Raw genomic sequence first — 15,700 nt, 5'->3', positions numbered from 1 at the left:
GCCGCCCCCTCCTGCTTGCGGCGGGTGGAGTTCTCCACGATCACGGAGGCGAACAGGGCCTCGACGTCCTCGGTCTCCAGCCCCGCCTCGCGGGCCTGGTCGAGCCACCGGGCCAGGCCGTTGCGCAGCCGGGCCATGACGTGCGGGTCCGCGCCGCCCAGCGTGCCGCTGACGAAGGTGCCCGCGCCCTGCCGCGCTTCGACGAGCCCGGACAGCTCCAGCTCCCGGTACGCCTTCAGCACCGTGCTCGGGTTGACCGTGCAGGCGGTCACCACGCTGCGCACGGTGGGGAGCTGGTCCCCGGGGTGCAGCACGCCCATCCGCAGCCCTTCGCGCACCTGCCGGATCAGCTGTGCGTACGCGGGGACGCTGCTGGCCTTGTCCACATGGAAATTGATCACGCCGGTGCCTCCTCTCGACCGACAAATTGTGTCGGTAGAGTAGAACACCGGTCAACCAGTACGCAACGCTAGATCCCGACGAACCTCGCCTGCACCCGCATCTGGTGCGCGAAGAACTCGTCGCGATGCATCACGACCTGATTGAGCTGCCCGAACAGCTCGAAGCTCACCGAGCCGAACAGGGTGACCCAGGCCGACAGTGCCCGGGCGGTCACGGCGTCGGGCACGTCCGGCGCGATGACCGAGCCGGCCCGCCGCACGTCCTCGACCACCTCCGCGGCCAGGGGCTCCGGCGGGTCGTGGCGGACCCGTCCGGTCACGGCCGCGTCCTGGATGATCGTGCCCAGGACGGTCACCGCCCGGGTCGCCGCGGCGACGGTGTCCTGCGGCGCCTGGTAGCCGGGGACCGGACTGCCGTAGATCAGCGCGTACTCGTGCGGCCGCTCCAGGGCCCATCCCCGGACCGAGTCGCAGACCGCCATCCACCGCCCGGTGAGGTCGTCGCGGGCGACCGCGCGCTCCCGGTCCTCGACCGTCTGGCCCAGGGAGTTGTACGCGTCGAGGATCAGCGCCGTCAGCAGCTCGTCCCGGCTCGCGAAGTACCGGTAGATCGCCGACGAGACGACGCCGAGGTCGCGGGCCACGGCGCGCAGCGACAGGTTGGCCCCGTCGGTGGCCAGGTGCCGCCGGGCGATCGTCTTGATCTCTTCGGTCATCTCGGCGCGGACGCGCGCCCGGATGTTGGTCGCCTTCATGCCGTACATGGTCGCATGCTCACAACGGAGAGCACTGCTCTTGAATTGTCGAGCGACCCATGCTCTACTGAGAGAGCAGTGCTCTCGCATTCCCAGCTCTGGAGGCAGTCATGCAGGTCATCGTCGGCGCCGGCGCGGTCGGCACCATCATCGCCGGGCGGCTCGCCGCGGCGGGTGAGCACGTCAAGATCGTCAGCCGCTCCGGCGGCGGGCCCGTGCACCCGCTGATCGAGCGGGTCTCAGCGGACGCCTCCGACGCGGCCGCGCTGCGCAGCGTCGCCGCCCGGGCGAGCGTCATCTACAACTGCGTCAACCCGCAGTACTACGCCTGGCGGACCGACTGGCCGCCGATCAACCGGGCCCTGATCAGCGCCGCCGCGGCGAACGACGCGGTCCTGGCGATCACCGGCAACCTCTACGGCTACGGGCCGGTCGACCGCCCGATGACCGAGGACACGCCGCTCGTCGACACCGTCCGGAAGGGCCGGGTCCGCAACGAGATGTGGCGGGAGGCCCTGGCCGCCGGCATCCGCACGTTCGAGGCCCGCGCGTCGGACTACATCAGCCCCACGTCGTCCATCATCGAGATGGCGCTGCCGGCGATGCGGGCCGGGAAGACGGCGTGGCTGCCCGCGGCGCTCGACGTGCCGCACAGCTACACGTACATCGGCGACGTCGCGCAGACGCTGATCACCCTGTCGACCGACGAGCGGGCGTGGGGCCGGGCCTGGCACGTGCCCTCGCCGCCGCCGATGACGGGCCGGTCGCTGCTGACGACCGTGGCCCGCGTCGGTGGGCTGCCCGCCCCGCGCCTGCGCTCCTTCCCGCTGCCGGCGGTGTGGGCCGCCGGACTCTTCGACAAGTTCGCCAAGGAGTTCCGCGAGGTCCGCTACCAGCACGTCAAGCCGTTCGTGCTGGACTCGTCCCGGGTGACCGCGACGTTCGGCCTGACCCACACGCCGGTCGACGAGGCCGTTCAGTCGGTGCTGGGCAGTGCTCCGACCGACCCGTCGGGTTCGATCGCGAGCGGCGGCAGGGTGCCGTCGAAGTCGACCAGCGAGTAGGCGCGCAGCTTTTCCAGGCGGTGGAACGAGTCGATCACCCGGATCGTGCCCGACCGGGAGCGCATCACGATCGACTGCGTGTCCGCCCCGCCCCGCCGGTACCGGACGCCCTTGAGCAGGTCGCCGCTGGTCACGCCGGTCGCGCAGAAGAACATGTTGTCGCCGGCGACCAGGTCGTCGGTGTGTAGCACGCGACCGAGATCGTGGCCGGCGGCGACCGCCTTGTCCCGCTCGGCGTCGTCCTGCGGCCACAGCTTCGCCTGGATCGCGCCGCCCATGCACTTCAACGCGACCGCGGCGACGATGCCCTCCGGGGTGCCCCCGACGCCCATCAACACGTCGGTCTCCGAGCCTTCCCGGGCGGCGCTGATCGCCCCGGCGATGTCGCCGTCGGAGATGAACCTGATCCGCGCCCCGGTCCGGCGGACCTCCTGGATGAGCTGCTTGTGCCGGGGCCGGTCCAGGATGCAGACGGTGACCTCGGACACGCTGGACCGCTTCGCCCGCGCGATCCGCCGCAGGTTCTCCTCCACGCCGGCGTCGATGTCGATCACGTCCGCGTAGTCCGGCCCGACGGCCAGCTTCTCCATGTAGAACACGGCGCTCGGGTCGAACATCGCCCCGCGCTCCGCGACGGCGAGCACCGCGACCGCGTTGGGCATCCCCTTGCTCATCAGTGTGGTGCCGTCGACCGGGTCGACCGCGACGTCGACCTCCGGCCCGGTGCCGTCCCCGACCCGCTCGCCGTTGTACAGCATCGGCGCGTTGTCCTTCTCACCCTCGCCGATCACCACGACACCCTGCATCGGCACCGAGTTGATCAGCAGGCGCATCGCGTCGACGGCCGCGCCGTCGCCGCCGTTCTTGTCACCCCGGCCGACCCAGCGCCCGGCGGCCATCGCCGCGGCCTCCGTGACTCGTACCAGGTCGAGGGCCAGGTTCCGGTCCATCTCACGACTCATATGTGCTCTCCTCGCGCGGCGTTGCGTGGGCGGGCGGGCCACCTGTCATCGTGGCAGGCCGGCGTGTTCCACGTCGCTACGGCCCGGGCGGTTGTGGCATGTTCCATCCGATGGTTCACGATGGGTGGGTGGAAACCGCTGCCCCCGCTCCCGCCCCCGCATCCGAACGCGCCGGTCGTCGCCCGCGCGACATGGCGCTGTCGATGCTGGTGCTGCTGGTGCCGGTGTTCCTGCTCGTCGGCTTCTACCGCTACCTCGGCCACGAGGAGCCGCCGACCATCGACACGACCGAGGTGTTCGGGTCGGTCCAGCGCGCCGGCCAGTTCACCCCGCTCAAGCCCACCGACCTGCCGCCGGGCTGGCGGATCGCCTCGGCCACCTTCACCGGCGGCGTCCTGCGCATCGGCGTGACCGCCCCGTCCGACGGCGCGATGCAGCTGGTCCAGAGCGCCCAGCCGGCCGCGACGCTGGTGCCCGCGATCATCGGCACCGGCGGCACCGCCGGCGCGCCCGTCTCCGTCGGCGGCACCGACTGGCAGCGGCACGACGACGGCCGCCCCGGCGAGCGCGCCCTGATCCAGACCTCCGCCGGCCGCACCGTCATCATCTTCGGTCGCGCTACCGACTCCCAGCTGCAGCGCCTGGCCTCATCCCTGCGGTAACCCGAGACGTCCCTGCGCTAACCCGGGACCCGCGCCCGAGGCCCGCGCCCGCGGCCCGCGCCCGAGGCCCGCGGCCCGCGCCCGAGGCCCGCGGCCTGCGGCTGCGGGCGGTCAGCCGCGGTCGGCGGTCAGGCGGGCGCGGGCGTTGTCGAGCCAGCGCTGGCAGATGGCGGCGAGCTGCTCGCCGCGCTCCCACAGGGCCAGGGACTCCTCGAGCGTGGTGCCGCCGGACTCGAGCTTCTCCACGACCGTGGCGAGCTCGGCCCGCGCCTGCTCGTAGGACAGGTCGTCCTTCGTCATGAGGTTTCCTTCGTCCGTCATGAGCTTTCCTTCGTCAGGAAGAGCACCGAGTCGGTGCGCCGGTAGCCGACGCGGGCGTAGACGCGCTCCTGGGCGTCGCCGCCCGGAGTCAGGAAGACCAGGCTGGCGCCGGCCTCGTGCGCCGCCCGGGTGAGGTGCAGGGTGATGGCGCCGCCGATGCCGCGGCGCTCGAACTTCGGCCGCACGGCGATGCCGGCGACCTCGCTGATGCCGTCCGTGACCGTGAGCGCGGAGCCGCCGCCGACGGGTTCGCCGTCCAGCGTGCGGGCGAACACCGTGATGTCCTCCTTGGACCTGGCCCGGGCGACATGCTCATCGGTCGGCGGCGGCTCGCCGAACGCCTCGTGCTGGGCGCTCAGCAGGCCGAACACCTCCTCGTCGGTGGTGGGGCCGACGAGCTCGATGCCATCGGCCAGGGGCTGGTCGACGGTGGCGCCGGGCGGGCACTCCATCAGCGGGAGCCGATGGGTGACGGTGAAACCGGCGGCGAGCAGCGCGGGCTCGACGAGCGGGGCCAGGCCCGGCAGGTACTCCAGGCGCGGGGTCCGCGACCGGCTGGTGAACGCGGCTTCGAGGGCCTCGATGTCCGCCGGGGTCGGGTCGGCGCCGGCCGCGGGGATCGCGTAGTTGAGGTAGACGAGCGGGTCGTGCGCGCTGATCGTCACCGTGAACGGGCCGGCCCGCACCACCTCACGGCCGCGGCTGGCGCTGGCGAGCATGTAGTCCTGGATGCGTTGGGACACGTCACTCCTGAGGAACGGCGGCGGCCCGCTTGGCGGGCCGCTTCTTGGGCGGGGCGGACGTGCCCGGGTCGACCGTGGCGGCGAGCTCGCCCTCGGCGAGCCGGAGGCGGACGGGATCACCGGGGGAGACCTCACCGGCGGCGCGGACGACGGAGCCGTCGGCGCGCTGGACGATCGCGTAGCCGCGCTGCAGGGTCGCCGCGGGGGACAGGGTCCGCAGCCGGGCGAGGGTGTGCGCGAGCTCGGTGCCGGCCCGGTCGAGGCGGTGGCTCAGGTTGCGGGCCGCCCGGTCGCGCAGCTGCCCCACGTCGGTGGCCCGGTTGTCGACCAGCGAGAGCGGGCGGGCGATCGAGGGCCGGGATCGGATCGCGTCGAGGCGGTGCTGCTCACGGTCGAGCATGCCCTTCAGGGCGCGGTCGAGGCGCTGCTTCGCCTGGCCGATGAGGCGGAACTCGTCGGCCAGGTCGGGCACGATGCGCTTCGCGGCGTCGGTCGGGGTCGAGGCGCGCACGTCGGCGACGAAGTCGACCAGCGGCACGTCGGTCTCGTGGCCGACGGCGGACACGACCGGGGTCCGGCACGCGAACACGGCCCGGCACAGCGCCTCGTCGGAGAACGGCAGCAGGTCCTCGGTCGAGCCGCCGCCGCGGGCCAGGACGATGACGTCGACCGTCTCGTCCCGGTCGAGCACGGCAAGGGCGTCGATGATCTGCGGCACCGCCGACGTGCCCTGCACCGCGACGTTGATGACCCGGAACTCCACCGTCGGCCAGCGGCGCCGCGCGTTGGTCAGCACGTCCCGCTCCGCCGCGCTGGCCCGGCCGGTGATCAGGCCGACCTTGGCGGGCAGGAACGGCAGCCGCCGCTTGCGGGCCCGGTCGAACAGGCCCTCGGCGGCCAGGAGCTTCTTGAGCTGTTCGAGCCGGGCGAGCAGCTCGCCGAGGCCCACCTGGCGGATCTCGTCGGCGCGCAGGCTCAGCGAGCCGCGGGCGGCGTAGAACTCGGGTTTGGCGTGCACGACGATGCGGGCGCCGTCGTTGAGGCCGGGCGCGCCGAGGTCGACGACGTCACGGTTGGTGGTGACGGTCAGGCTCAGGTCCGCCGACGGGTCGCGCAGCGTCAGGAAGACCGTGTTGGTGCCGGGCCGGCGGGTGATCTGCGCGACCTGGCCGTCGACCCAGATCCAGCCGAGCTTGCCGATCCAGGCGCCGATCTTCTGCGAGACCACCCGGACCGGCCACGGCTCGTCCGACGAGGACGACGAGGAAGTGGGATTGGGAGTGGTCACCGCAACACCCTAGCCGCGCAGGTACGCGAGGACCGCCCGCACCCGGCGGTGGTCATCCTCGTCCGGGGGAAGGTCGAGCTTCGCCAGGAGACTGTTGATGTGCTTCGACACGGCGGCCTCGGACACGACCAGGGACCGCGCGATCGCCGCGTTGGAGCGCCCCTCGGCCATCAGCCCCAGGACCTCGCGCTCCCGCGGGGTGAGCCGCTGCAGCGGGTCGCGGCGGCGGCCCAGCAGCTGCATCACCACCTCCGGGTCGACGACGGTGTGCCCGGCCGCGACCCGGTCGACGGCGTCGACGAACTCGGTCACGTCGCCGATGCGGTCCTTCAGCAGGTAGCCGACGAACCCGTTGCGCCCGGAGTCGAGCAGCTCGGCGGCGTATGTCTGCTCCACATACTGGCTCAGCACCAGCACCGGCAGCGCCGGGTTCTCCAGCCGGAGCGCGATCGCCGCCTGCAACCCCTCGTCGGTGAACGCGGGCGGCATCCGCACGTCGGTGACGATGAGGTCGGGCCGGGTCGCGCGCACCGCGTCGACGAGCTCGGGCGCCGTGCCGACGGCGGCGACGACGTCATGGCCGAAGCGGCGCAACAGGCCGGCGATCCCCTCCCGGATGAGAATCCCGTCCTCGGCGATCACGACCCGCACGGCAGCTCCACGTGGACCACCGTAGGCCCTCCACGCGGGCTGGCGAGCGAGACGGTCCCCCCGACGGCGTCGACCCGGTCGACCAGCCCGGCGAGCCCGGTGCCGCGGGCCGGGTCGGCGCCGCCCCGGCCGTCGTCGCGGATCTGCACGGTGAGCCGGTTGAACGCGACCGACGCGATGACCTTCGCCCGCGCCGCGTCGCTGTGCTTGGCGACGTTGGCGAGGGCCTCGACGACGACGAAGTACGCGGTCACCTCCACCGCCTCCGGCAGCCGGGCCGGCAGGGCGATGTCGACGTCGACGGGCAGCGGCGCGCGGTCCGACACCTCCCGGACGGCCGCCGCGAGCCCCCGGTCCGTGAGGATCTTCGGGTGGACGCCCCGGATCAGCTCCCGCAGCTCGGCCAGGGCCTCTTTGGCCAGGTCGTGCGCGCGGCGGACCGGATCCGCGGCGGGCGAACCGTCCGGCAGCTCCAGGCGGGCCAGCCCCAGCTGCATGCTCAGCGCCACCAGCCGCTGCTGCGCGCCGTCGTGCAGGTCGCGCTCGATCCGGCGGCGCTCCACCTCGAACGCGTCGACGAGCCGGGCCCGGGACCGGGTCAGCTCGACCAGCTGTGGGTCGTCGTCGACCCGCGGCGCCAGGATCGAGCGGGTCATCGCGGCGCGGGCCGCCGCCCACGCCGTCACGGGATAGAGCGCGACGATGCCGAGGACCACCCCGGCGGCGCTGCCGGGCAGCGTGAGCCAGAGCGACTCGTCGCGGATGTAGACCGGGCCGCACAGCAGCGCGGTCACCGCCCAGGTGGCGCCCGCGAACACGATCAGGTCCAGCCAGGCCAGGATCGACGTGAGCACGATCGTGTAGCCCAGCTCCCGCCAGGTCGCCGGCTCCCGCAGCCGGGTCCGCACCCACGCCCGCAGGCCCGGCTCGGTCACGGGACGATGCTGGTCGGGCAGGTCGACCGTGTCGACCAGCCGCAGCCGCCACCGCTCGATCCGCGCGACCGCGATCCCGGACAGCGCGACCGCCAGCAGCGCCGCGACGCCGACCACGGCCAGGGTGAACACCATGCCGAACACCGTCAGGCCGACCAGCGCCACCCCGGTGCCGACGCCCAGGACCGCGCCGCTGCCCAGATACAGCAGCGACCGCCACGGCCACGACGACGTCAGGAACTTCGCCGGTGGCAGCGTCAGCGACTCCAACGCGGATCGGACCTGCACGTCGGTGAGGCTACCGAGACCCCCTGACAAAAACGGTAATGCTGGCGTTACCCCCGACTCTCGTCGTGGTGCGACTGTGCCGGTCGCCCCCACGCGGTTGGCTCAAGAGCGTGACGACGACATTGCAGACACGCCAGGCTGTCGAGCTGCACGGGGTGACCCGCCGGTACGGCACCGGCGAGCAGACCGTGACCGCCCTCGACCGGGTCTCCGTCGGGTTCGCCCCGGCCAGCTTCACCGCCGTGATGGGGCCGTCCGGCTCCGGCAAGTCCACCCTGCTGCACTGCGCGGCCGGCCTCGACCGGGTCAGCGAGGGCCGCGTCCTCATCGACGGGGTCGAGCTCGGCCCGCTGCGCGAGAAGGCCCGCACCAGGCTCCGGCGCGACCGGATCGGCTTCGTGTTCCAGGCGTTCAACCTCGTCGGGGCGCTCACCGCGGCGCAGAACGTGGAGTTGCCGCTGCGCCTCGCCGGCCGCCGGGCCGCGGTCGGCCAGGTCGACGCGATGCTCGCCGAGGTCGGTCTCGCCGACCGGGCCGGGCACCGGCCGAGCGAGCTGTCCGGCGGCCAGCAGCAGCGGGTGGCGATCGCCCGGGCCCTCGCCACCCGGCCCGTGGTGGTCTTCGCCGACGAGCCGACCGGCGCACTGGACGCGTCGGCGTCCCGCGAGGTGCTGCGGCTGCTGCGGGTCGCCGTCGACCGGCACGCCCAGACCGTCGTCATGGTCACCCACGATCCCCTCGCCGCCGCGTACGCCGACCGGGTCCTCTTCCTCGCCGACGGCGCGATCGTCGAGGACCTGCACGGGCCGCACGGCGCCGAGCAGATCGCGACCCGGATGGCGGCACTGTCATGAGCTGGGCGTTCGTCAGGCACCAGTGGGCCTCGTTCCTGGGTACCTTCGCGGCGCTGCTGCTCGGCGTCGCCGTCATCTCCGGCAGCCTCAGCCTGTGGGCCGCCGCGCAGCCGCGCGTCCCCGACGCCCTCGCGGCCACCGACGTCGTGATCGCCGCGCCGGCGTTCAAGTCCGCCGAAGGGGGCTTCCCGGTGTACCGGCCGTGGTCGCCGGAGGAGCTCTCCTCGCTCCTCGCCAAGCTCTCGGCCACGCCGGGCGTGCGGTCGGCGGTCCCGGTCCGGACGTTCTACGTGCAGCGACTCGTCGATGGGCAGCCGTCCGGTGATCCCGGCGAAGCCGTCCACAGTGGTGCCGCCTGGTCGTCGGCCGGGCTCGGGGGGTACACCATCCAGAACGGAAACCCGCCCAGCCGCTCCGGTGAGGTCGTGGTGCCGTCCTCGGCCGGCGTGCCGGTGGGTGCCGCGCTGCCGGTGCTCATCGCCGCTGGTCCCACGACGTGGACGGTCACCGGGGTGACCGACGGCGGTGGCTTCTATGTCGACGACGCCACTGCCTCGTCGTTGGCGGGAGGTGTACGGGCAATCGGCGTCCTTGCCGATCGCGGCGCTTCGCTGCAGGTCGGCGAGCTGGGCACGGTGCTGACCGGCGATGCGCGGTCGGCGGTCGAGCCGGAGCAGGACACCCGGACCCGGTGGCTCGGGGCGCAGCTCATCATCGCCACCGTCTTCGTCGGCGGGTTCGTCGCGGTGTTCGTGGTGTCCTCGACCTGCGCGTTCGCCGTCACGTCCCGGCGGCGCGAGCTCGGCCTGCTGCGGGCCGTCGGCGCCACCCCCGGCCAGGTGCGGCGGCTGCTGCTCACCGAGACCCTCCTGGTCGCGCTGCTCGCCGGCGTCCCCGGCGCCTTCCTGGGCGCCCTCGCCGCGCCGTTGCTCGCGGACCCGTTCGTGGCCGCCGGGCTGGAGCCGGTCGGGTTCACCGTGGGCCTGTCCTGGTGGGCCGTGCTCATCTCGGTGCTGGTCGGCGTGGTCGTCGCCGCCGCCGGCGTGTGGCTGTCCGCGCGCCGGGCCGGCCGGGTGCCCCCGCTGGACGCGCTGCGCGACGCGGCGGTGGAGAAGCGCCCGATGACCCGCACCCGGTGGGTGACCGGCATTCTCTGCGTCCTCGCCGGGGGCGGCCTCGCGCTGTTGCTGCCCGGGTCGAGCGCGAACGACAAGCCCACGATCGTCCTCATGTCGGCCATGGTGCTGCTGGTCGCCGCGACGCTGCTCGCACCGGTCCTGGTCGTGCCGCTGGTGCGCCTGGTGCCGGCCGGCCGGGGCGCCACCGGCGTGCTGGTGCGGGGCGCGGCCTCGGTCGCGGCGCGGCGGCTCGCGTCGATCGCGGCGCCGGTCATCGCCGCCGTGGGGTTCGCGGTGCTGCTGGTCGGCACGTTCCAGACCGCCTCGGTCGCGGTGGACATCGAGGACGCGGCGCGCATTCCCGCCTCGTCGGTCGCCGCGCGGTCCTCCGCCGTGCCGGGCCTGTCGGAGACGGCCGTGCGGGCGCAGCAGGGCACGTCTTCCCTGCCGACGGTCGTGTACCTGCCGTCGGGCGAGCCGATTTCCGCGGTCGGTGGTGCGGCGTTCGCCGTTCCTCCGGAGCTCGGGCTCCAGGTCGGTTCCACTGTGCCGCTGCGCTTCGCCGACGGGGTGGTGGTGTCGTTGGCGGTCTCGTCCATCTCATCCGCTTCGGTGGAGCTGCCGCGGGACCTGGTGCGCCTGCACGATCCGAACGCGCTGACGCCGGTGGTGCAGCTGTCCGCGCCGTTCGTGGCGTCGCCCGGCGCCGTGTCGATGACCGCCCGGGCATACGTCGAGCGCGAGGCCGACGAGGAGAACGACCTGGTCGACCTGTTCCTGGCGGTCCTGCTGGGGATCTCCGTCGGCTACACCGCCCTCGCCGTGGCCAACACGGTGCTGATGGCGACGTACGCCCGCCGGCAGGAGTTCGTCACCCTGCACCGCACCGGCGCCACCCCCGGCCAGACCGTGCGGGTCGTGATCGTCGAGTCACTCCTCGCGGTCGTGCTCGGCGTTGCACTGGGCCTGGCGGTGGCCGTGCCCGCGCTGTTCGAGGCCCGGGCCGGCCTGCAGGAGGAGATCGGCGCGCCTGTGACGCTCGTCATGCCATGGCCCTGGTTGTTGCTCGTGGCGGGCGGCTGCGCGCTGCTCGCGGCGTTTGCGAGCTTCATGCCGTTTTTGCGGAGCGGGCTCTTGTCGGGGGGTGCACGTACCATGGCGGGGTGACTGGTTCGAAGCGCGTCCTGCTTGCCAAGCCCCGCGGCTACTGCGCCGGCGTCGACCGTGCTGTCCAGACGGTCGAGGAGGCGCTGAAGCTCTACGGCGCCCCGATCTACGTCCGCAAGGAGATCGTGCACAACAAGCACGTCGTGGGCACGCTGCAGGCGAAGGGCGCCATCTTCGTCGAGGAGAACGAGGAGGTGCCCGAGGGCGCCACCGTCGTCTTCTCCGCCCACGGCGTCGCCCCCGAGGTCCACGAGCAGGCCGCCGCCCGCTCGCTGAAGGCCATCGACGCGACCTGCCCGCTGGTCACCAAGGTCCACCAGGAGGCCCGCCGGTTCGCCGCCGAGGACTACGACATCCTGCTCATCGGTCACGAGGGGCACGAAGAGGTCATCGGCACGGCCGGCGAGGCCCCCGCCCACATCCAGCTGGTCGACGGCCCCGCCGGCGTCGACAAGGTCACGGTCCGCGACCCGTCCAAGGTCGTCTGGCTCTCCCAGACCACGCTCTCGGTCGACGAGACCCTGGAGACGGTCGCCCGCCTCAAGACCAAGCTGCCCCTGCTGATGTCCCCGCCCAGCGACGACATCTGCTATGCGACGTCCAACCGCCAGGACGCCGTCAAGGCCATGGCCCCCAGCTGCGACGTCGTCCTCGTCGTCGGCTCCCAGAACTCGTCCAACTCCCAGCGCCTCCGCGAGGTCGCCGTCGACGCGGGCGCCAACGCCGGCTACCTCATCGACTACGCCAGCGAGATCCAGGAGGACTGGCTCACCGGCGCCACCACCGTCGGCGTCACCTCCGGCGCCTCGGTCCCCGAGGAGCTGGTCATGGAGGTCCTCGACTTCCTGGCCGCCCGCGACTTCACCGACGTCGCCGAGATCACGACGGCTCAGGAGAAGCTGGTGTTCTCCCTGCCCCAGGAGCTCAAGCGCGACATGAAGGCCGGCGCCGCCGCCCGCGCCGCCGAGGTCGCCAAGACCCTGTCGTAGCGCCTCTTTGGGTCTTTAGGCCTTTGGGCTTCGGGCCCTGGGCCTTGGCTTTGGGCCTTGGCTTTGGGCTTTGGGCTTTGGGCCTTGGCTTTGGGCTTTGGGCTTTGGCTTTGGGCTCAGCGTGCGGTGGCGATGACGCTGACCGGCGGGTCGCCGTGCGTGTAGAGCGTGTCCACGACGATCTTCAGCCTGGGGTTCGCCCTGACCCGGTCATACGCCCGCACCTTGATCCGGTCCCGGTCGAAGTCGATGCGGTGCCTGGCGTCCGGCCGATACCGCACCCAGGTCTCCTCCCCGATCATCGGCCCCGCCGTCCCGCGCAGCTTCACCGTGATCGAAGCCAGGAACGGCGCCGCCCCGTCGGGAAACACCTGCACCCCGACCGTGTAGCTGGCCGCCCGCGTATGCCCCTCCCGGTCGACGCTCTGCAGCCCGAAGACGACGTGCGCGATCTCCCCGCGAGCGGTGACCGCCTTGGCGCCGGGCTTCCGGCCGAATCCGAACATGCCCGGGACGGTAGCCCCCGCCCTCAAGTCCCGCGATCATCTGCCCGACACGACGCCGACGTTCCCTGATCCAGGCGATGGTGATCTCGCCACCTCGCGGTCTCGCGGTCTCGCGGCCGTGCGGTCTTGCCATCGTGGTTGCCCGGACGACCAGCACGCGCTTCGATCACCGGAAAGGTCCACACTGGGCGCGGGGCGAGCCGCAAAGCGCCCTATCCGGACATCGGGAGCACCGAATCGGTCGCCTGGCTCGTCGCGGGTTTCCCGGTGGCGGCCGGGCCGGGCCGATTGCGACGATGCGAGCGTGACCGACGCTGCCCTGCTCGAACGCGCCCAGCGGCTCTGGACCGAGTTGGCCGGGACCGCGGTCGCCTTCCACACCGAACGCATCGACGTGGCCGTGTCCCCACAGTCGTTGCTGTGCCCGCCGGGCTGGGTGGGCATCGTCGTCCTCGGCAGCGCCGCGATCGCCACCGCCGCTGACGCCACCATCGCCGAACTCGTGCGCCGTGCCGTGCACGGCCTGCCCGCGTCCGCGCTGACCGACCCGGCCACGGTGCGTGCCAGGTTGCCGATCGGCCAGACGCTGGGACCTGCGACCCTGGCCTACTGCGACCCGGCCGCCTTCCGCCCGGCCGATCCCAGCAGCACCGTCGAAACGATTCCCGCCGACCACCTCGACCTGGCAGTGCTGCTCACCCGCGTACCCCCCGAAGACGCCGACGAGGCAGACCTGACCGACATCACCTCCCCGGCGTTCGTGATTCGCGGCGCAGCCGGCATCCTCGCCGCCGCCGGCTACCAGGCCTGGCCCCGCGCCACCGCCCACCTCAGCGTGCTGACAGCCCCAGCCGAACGCGGCCGCGGACTCGCCCGCGCCGCCGCCAGCACCGCCGTCGCCACCGCCCTGCAAGCCGGCCTCCTCCCGCAGTGGCGCGCCCGCCCCGAAGCATCACGCCGGGTGGCCCGCGCTCTCGGCTTCAGCGAACTGGGCTCCCAACTGAGCGTCCACCTCCGGCCCACCGGCGACCGGGCTCCCCGTTCCTGACCACCCACCGGCTCGGCAGCGACGCCACCTCCCACCTCCGGGCAGAACTTGGTAGCCCCGTCCGTTGATCCCCGACCCCACCGACACTCCCGTGCGCCTGCTCATTGGCCTGGACAACTGGGTCCCGGCGCCGGCGCATCGCGCGTGGGTGGTCTGCGGCGGGTCCCTGGACGTGATGTCCGTGGCAGTCGGCGGATGCGGTCGTGTCACTGACTGGCCCGGTGCACGGCCGCCGCTCTGGCCGCGCCCGCTTTCCCGTCCTGTGCTCCGCGTGCTCGGCCTGTTCCACGTGCTCGGTCTGAAGCTCGCTCACCGCCTTGGTTGCTCGAAGTCGTCCCGTGCTCACACGCGCGCCGATCCGCGACTTCGATCTGTGCAAGGCCTCAGCGGTTGATTGCGCGACAACCGGAAGGATCGCCAGGGTCATAGGCCCGGGGATCCTTCCGGTTGTGCGAACTCCCCGTGATTGAAGTCGTCGGTCGGCTGTCGGCACAGCGGCCGCGGCACCAACCCGGCCGCACCGTCGACCCGGTACCGGGTCAGCCACTCATGCAGCCGGGTGCGCGACGCCCCGAACACCACCGCGGTGTCCCGCACCGTCAACCGACCCGCCTCAACCTCTGCCACGATCCGCAGCCGTTGCTCCACGACATCCATCACCTTCAGCGGCATGCCACCACGGCACACCCGCGCCCGAGTGTTCGGAATGTCTCCGGAACTTTGTGTTCGGAATGTCCCCGGAACTGGCGGCTGCCCCGCACAGCCCGTGCGCGGCTTCGATCACCACCGCACCCACCGCGCCGCAGGCGGCGGCATCGGCGACGGACGCCGCGTGCCGATGATCACGCCACGCGCGTCACCGCCACGGGCGTCCATGCTGGAGCTGGAATCGGTGGATGATCTTGCGGGATTGATCGAAGGATGGTGCTGGTCATGTGGGTGACCAGACCGCTTCTTGGCGGATCATGAGCGTTCACTGTCGGGCGGAAGGCAGGTGCGAGAAATACGTGGAATGTCTGTATCGCATCGCGCAACCTTGCCGGACGCCGCGCCGTGCGAACAGGCACCGCGCCCGCGCCGACGCGAAGACCGGTCGTGTCCGCTGCCGTGGTGCACGGCCGTGCCGGCCTGCGTGCTTCGGCCAGCCGCGATTGCGGAGCGATGAGAGACCCGAGCTTCCTGAAGCACCCACTTCGGCCGCGTCCCGCGTCCCGCGTCCCGCGCACGCGGTCGTGCTGCGCGCGCTCGCGGCCAGATCGAAGTCGTCCGTGGTCACCCGCGCGGCCGGTCCGCGACTTTGACCGCGTGACCGCAGGACCGCAAGCAGGAGGCCGACGTCGCGAAACGGTCGCCACGCTGGCGGAGATGCTCGCCAGAAACGTGAAGGGCAGGGGGCATGTGGACACCCCGTGCGCTGCACGCTTGCGCAGATACGCGGGGAGGCAGAGGTCCAGGGGCAAGCGGACGCTGCGGCCGTTCGTGATCCAACACGCCGCCCGGCTGGCCGTGCACCATAACAGCGAACACGACCGGTCGTCAGGGAGGGCAAGAACGAACAGCGGCAAAGGCGCGGGCGGAGGCAGTCCGGGCGGAAAAGCGGCCGGGCGGAAGCAGTCCGGGCGGAAGCAGTCCGGGCGGAAGCAGTCCGGGCGGAAGCAGTCCGGGCGGAAAGCGGTCGGCGGGAACGGCCCGGGAGGAAGTAGTCCGGGTGGAAAGCCGCCGGGCGGGAACGGTCCGGGCGGAAGCAGGCAGCGCGGAAGTGGTCCGGGCGGGAGCGGGCTGGGTCGCAACGGGCCGACGGTCCGGGCGGGAGTGGTCCGGACGGGGGCGGGAGTGGTCCGGGCGGGCAGGGCGGTGGGCGGGCAAGGCAGGCGGGGCGGGCAAGGCGGGCAGGCAAGGCAGGCGGGGCGGGCAAGGCGGGCGGGGCGGGCAAGGCAGGCGGGGCGGG

Annotated in this window: 16 protein-coding genes; 6 read left to right on the top strand and 10 right to left on the bottom strand. The window is 72.6% G+C overall.

The features are described 5' to 3' along the window. Both Dsi01nite_RS21785 and Dsi01nite_RS21780 read right to left on the bottom strand, forming a co-directional pair. On the bottom strand, positions 1-401 hold a 401-nt coding region (locus tag Dsi01nite_RS21785), incomplete at its 3' end, for a GntR family transcriptional regulator (RefSeq protein WP_203848065.1). Positions 402-469: 68 nt separating this feature from the next. Then, positions 470-1,156 carry a TetR/AcrR family transcriptional regulator gene (locus Dsi01nite_RS21780; protein WP_203848064.1) on the bottom strand — a complete coding sequence of 229 codons (687 nt, stop codon included), beginning with the start codon at positions 1,154-1,156 and terminating at the stop codon, positions 470-472. Positions 1,157-1,266: 110 nt separating this feature from the next. On the opposite strand from Dsi01nite_RS21780, the gene Dsi01nite_RS21775 reads away from it, so the two are divergent. Beyond that, entirely contained in the window at positions 1,267-2,220 is a 954-nt protein-coding gene (locus Dsi01nite_RS21775; protein ID WP_203848063.1) for an NAD(P)-binding domain-containing protein, read from the top strand. Here Dsi01nite_RS21775 and glpX read toward each other — a convergent pair. Continuing rightward, positions 2,133-3,182 carry a class II fructose-bisphosphatase gene (gene glpX / locus Dsi01nite_RS21770; RefSeq protein ID WP_203848062.1) on the bottom strand — a complete coding sequence of 350 codons (1,050 nt, stop codon included), beginning with the start codon at positions 3,180-3,182 and terminating at the stop codon, positions 2,133-2,135. The genes Dsi01nite_RS21775 and glpX overlap by 88 nt on opposite strands. A 128-nt stretch (positions 3,183-3,310) precedes the next feature. On the opposite strand from glpX, the gene Dsi01nite_RS21765 reads away from it, so the two are divergent. Beyond that, the gene (locus tag Dsi01nite_RS21765; RefSeq protein ID WP_203848061.1) at positions 3,311-3,844 is read left to right on the top strand and encodes a DUF4245 domain-containing protein; all 534 of its coding nucleotides are present in this window, start codon (positions 3,311-3,313) and stop codon (positions 3,842-3,844) included. 111 nt (positions 3,845-3,955) lie between these two features. On the opposite strand, the gene Dsi01nite_RS21760 is transcribed toward Dsi01nite_RS21765, so the two are convergent. Genes Dsi01nite_RS21760 through Dsi01nite_RS21740 form a run of 5 tightly spaced genes read right to left on the bottom strand, consistent with a single transcriptional unit; the run spans position 3,956 to position 8,070 of the window. Then, the gene (locus Dsi01nite_RS21760) at positions 3,956-4,165 is read right to left on the bottom strand and encodes an exodeoxyribonuclease VII small subunit (protein WP_203848060.1); all 210 of its coding nucleotides are present in this window, start codon (positions 4,163-4,165) and stop codon (positions 3,956-3,958) included. Then, positions 4,162-4,908: a GNAT family N-acetyltransferase gene (locus Dsi01nite_RS21755; protein WP_203848059.1), complete on the bottom strand. Its 747-nt coding sequence runs from the start codon at positions 4,906-4,908 to the stop codon at positions 4,162-4,164. Before Dsi01nite_RS21755 ends, Dsi01nite_RS21760 begins: the two co-directional genes overlap by 4 nt. Position 4,909: 1 nt before the next feature. Then, entirely contained in the window at positions 4,910-6,196 is a 1,287-nt protein-coding gene (gene xseA / locus Dsi01nite_RS21750) for an exodeoxyribonuclease VII large subunit (protein ID WP_203848058.1), read from the bottom strand. A gap of 9 nt (positions 6,197-6,205) precedes the next feature. Then, complete coding sequence (locus Dsi01nite_RS21745; protein WP_203848057.1) at positions 6,206-6,847, bottom strand: response regulator; 642 nt, start codon at positions 6,845-6,847, stop codon at positions 6,206-6,208. Next, positions 6,835-8,070, bottom strand: coding sequence for a sensor histidine kinase (locus Dsi01nite_RS21740; RefSeq protein WP_203848056.1), 1,236 nt, complete (start codon positions 8,068-8,070; stop codon positions 6,835-6,837). Before Dsi01nite_RS21740 ends, Dsi01nite_RS21745 begins: the two co-directional genes overlap by 13 nt. A gap of 110 nt (positions 8,071-8,180) precedes the next feature. Between Dsi01nite_RS21740 and Dsi01nite_RS21735 the strand changes: the two genes are divergently transcribed. From Dsi01nite_RS21735 to Dsi01nite_RS21725, 3 genes are read left to right on the top strand one after another with little or no spacing between them, the layout of a single operon-like run. After that, positions 8,181-8,924: an ABC transporter ATP-binding protein gene (locus Dsi01nite_RS21735; protein ID WP_239136069.1), complete on the top strand. Its 744-nt coding sequence runs from the start codon at positions 8,181-8,183 to the stop codon at positions 8,922-8,924. Further along, positions 8,921-11,209 carry an ABC transporter permease gene (locus tag Dsi01nite_RS21730; protein WP_203848054.1) on the top strand — a complete coding sequence of 763 codons (2,289 nt, stop codon included), beginning with the start codon at positions 8,921-8,923 and terminating at the stop codon, positions 11,207-11,209. Before Dsi01nite_RS21735 ends, Dsi01nite_RS21730 begins: the two co-directional genes overlap by 4 nt. Then, positions 11,206-12,198, top strand: a complete 993-nt coding sequence (locus Dsi01nite_RS21725) for a 4-hydroxy-3-methylbut-2-enyl diphosphate reductase (RefSeq protein WP_239136068.1) — start codon at positions 11,206-11,208, stop codon at positions 12,196-12,198. Before Dsi01nite_RS21730 ends, Dsi01nite_RS21725 begins: the two co-directional genes overlap by 4 nt. A 116-nt stretch (positions 12,199-12,314) precedes the next feature. Here Dsi01nite_RS21725 and Dsi01nite_RS21720 read toward each other — a convergent pair whose 3' ends face one another. After that, on the bottom strand, positions 12,315-12,704 hold the full coding sequence (locus Dsi01nite_RS21720) for a hypothetical protein (protein ID WP_203848052.1): 390 nt from the start codon (positions 12,702-12,704) through the stop codon (positions 12,315-12,317). Between the two features lie 304 nt (positions 12,705-13,008). Between Dsi01nite_RS21720 and Dsi01nite_RS21715 the strand changes: the two genes are divergently transcribed. Then, on the top strand, positions 13,009-13,752 hold the full coding sequence (locus Dsi01nite_RS21715) for a GNAT family N-acetyltransferase (RefSeq protein ID WP_203848051.1): 744 nt from the start codon (positions 13,009-13,011) through the stop codon (positions 13,750-13,752). Positions 13,753-14,175: 423 nt separating this feature from the next. Here Dsi01nite_RS21715 and Dsi01nite_RS21710 read toward each other — a convergent pair whose 3' ends face one another. Further along, positions 14,176-14,424, bottom strand: a complete 249-nt coding sequence (locus tag Dsi01nite_RS21710) for a helix-turn-helix domain-containing protein (protein ID WP_203848050.1) — start codon at positions 14,422-14,424, stop codon at positions 14,176-14,178. Positions 14,425-15,700: the final 1,276 nt, after the last annotated feature.

Source organism: Dactylosporangium siamense (genome assembly GCF_016862795.1).
Lineage (GTDB): Bacteria > Actinomycetota > Actinomycetes > Mycobacteriales > Micromonosporaceae > Dactylosporangium > Dactylosporangium siamense.
The sequence above is the reverse complement of the archived record's forward strand: the minus strand, read 5'-3'. Positions and strand labels throughout refer to the sequence as shown.

What these genes read in the sequence shown, in the direction of transcription:
- Dsi01nite_RS21760 (WP_203848060.1), bottom strand. Translation starts at nt 4,165, where the DNA reads ATGACGGACGAAGGAAACCTCATGACGAAGGACGACCTGTCCTACGAG.
- Dsi01nite_RS21730 (WP_203848054.1), top strand. Translation starts at nt 8,921, where the DNA reads ATGAGCTGGGCGTTCGTCAGGCACCAGTGGGCCTCGTTCCTGGGTACC.
- Dsi01nite_RS21780 (WP_203848064.1), bottom strand. Translation starts at nt 1,156, where the DNA reads ATGAAGGCGACCAACATCCGGGCGCGCGTCCGCGCCGAGATGACCGAA.
- Dsi01nite_RS21710 (WP_203848050.1), bottom strand. Translation starts at nt 14,424, where the DNA reads ATGCCGCTGAAGGTGATGGATGTCGTGGAGCAACGGCTGCGGATCGTG.
- Dsi01nite_RS21775 (WP_203848063.1), top strand. Translation starts at nt 1,267, where the DNA reads ATGCAGGTCATCGTCGGCGCCGGCGCGGTCGGCACCATCATCGCCGGG.
- Dsi01nite_RS21720 (WP_203848052.1), bottom strand. Translation starts at nt 12,704, where the DNA reads ATGTTCGGATTCGGCCGGAAGCCCGGCGCCAAGGCGGTCACCGCTCGC.
- glpX (WP_203848062.1), bottom strand. Translation starts at nt 3,182, where the DNA reads ATGAGTCGTGAGATGGACCGGAACCTGGCCCTCGACCTGGTACGAGTC.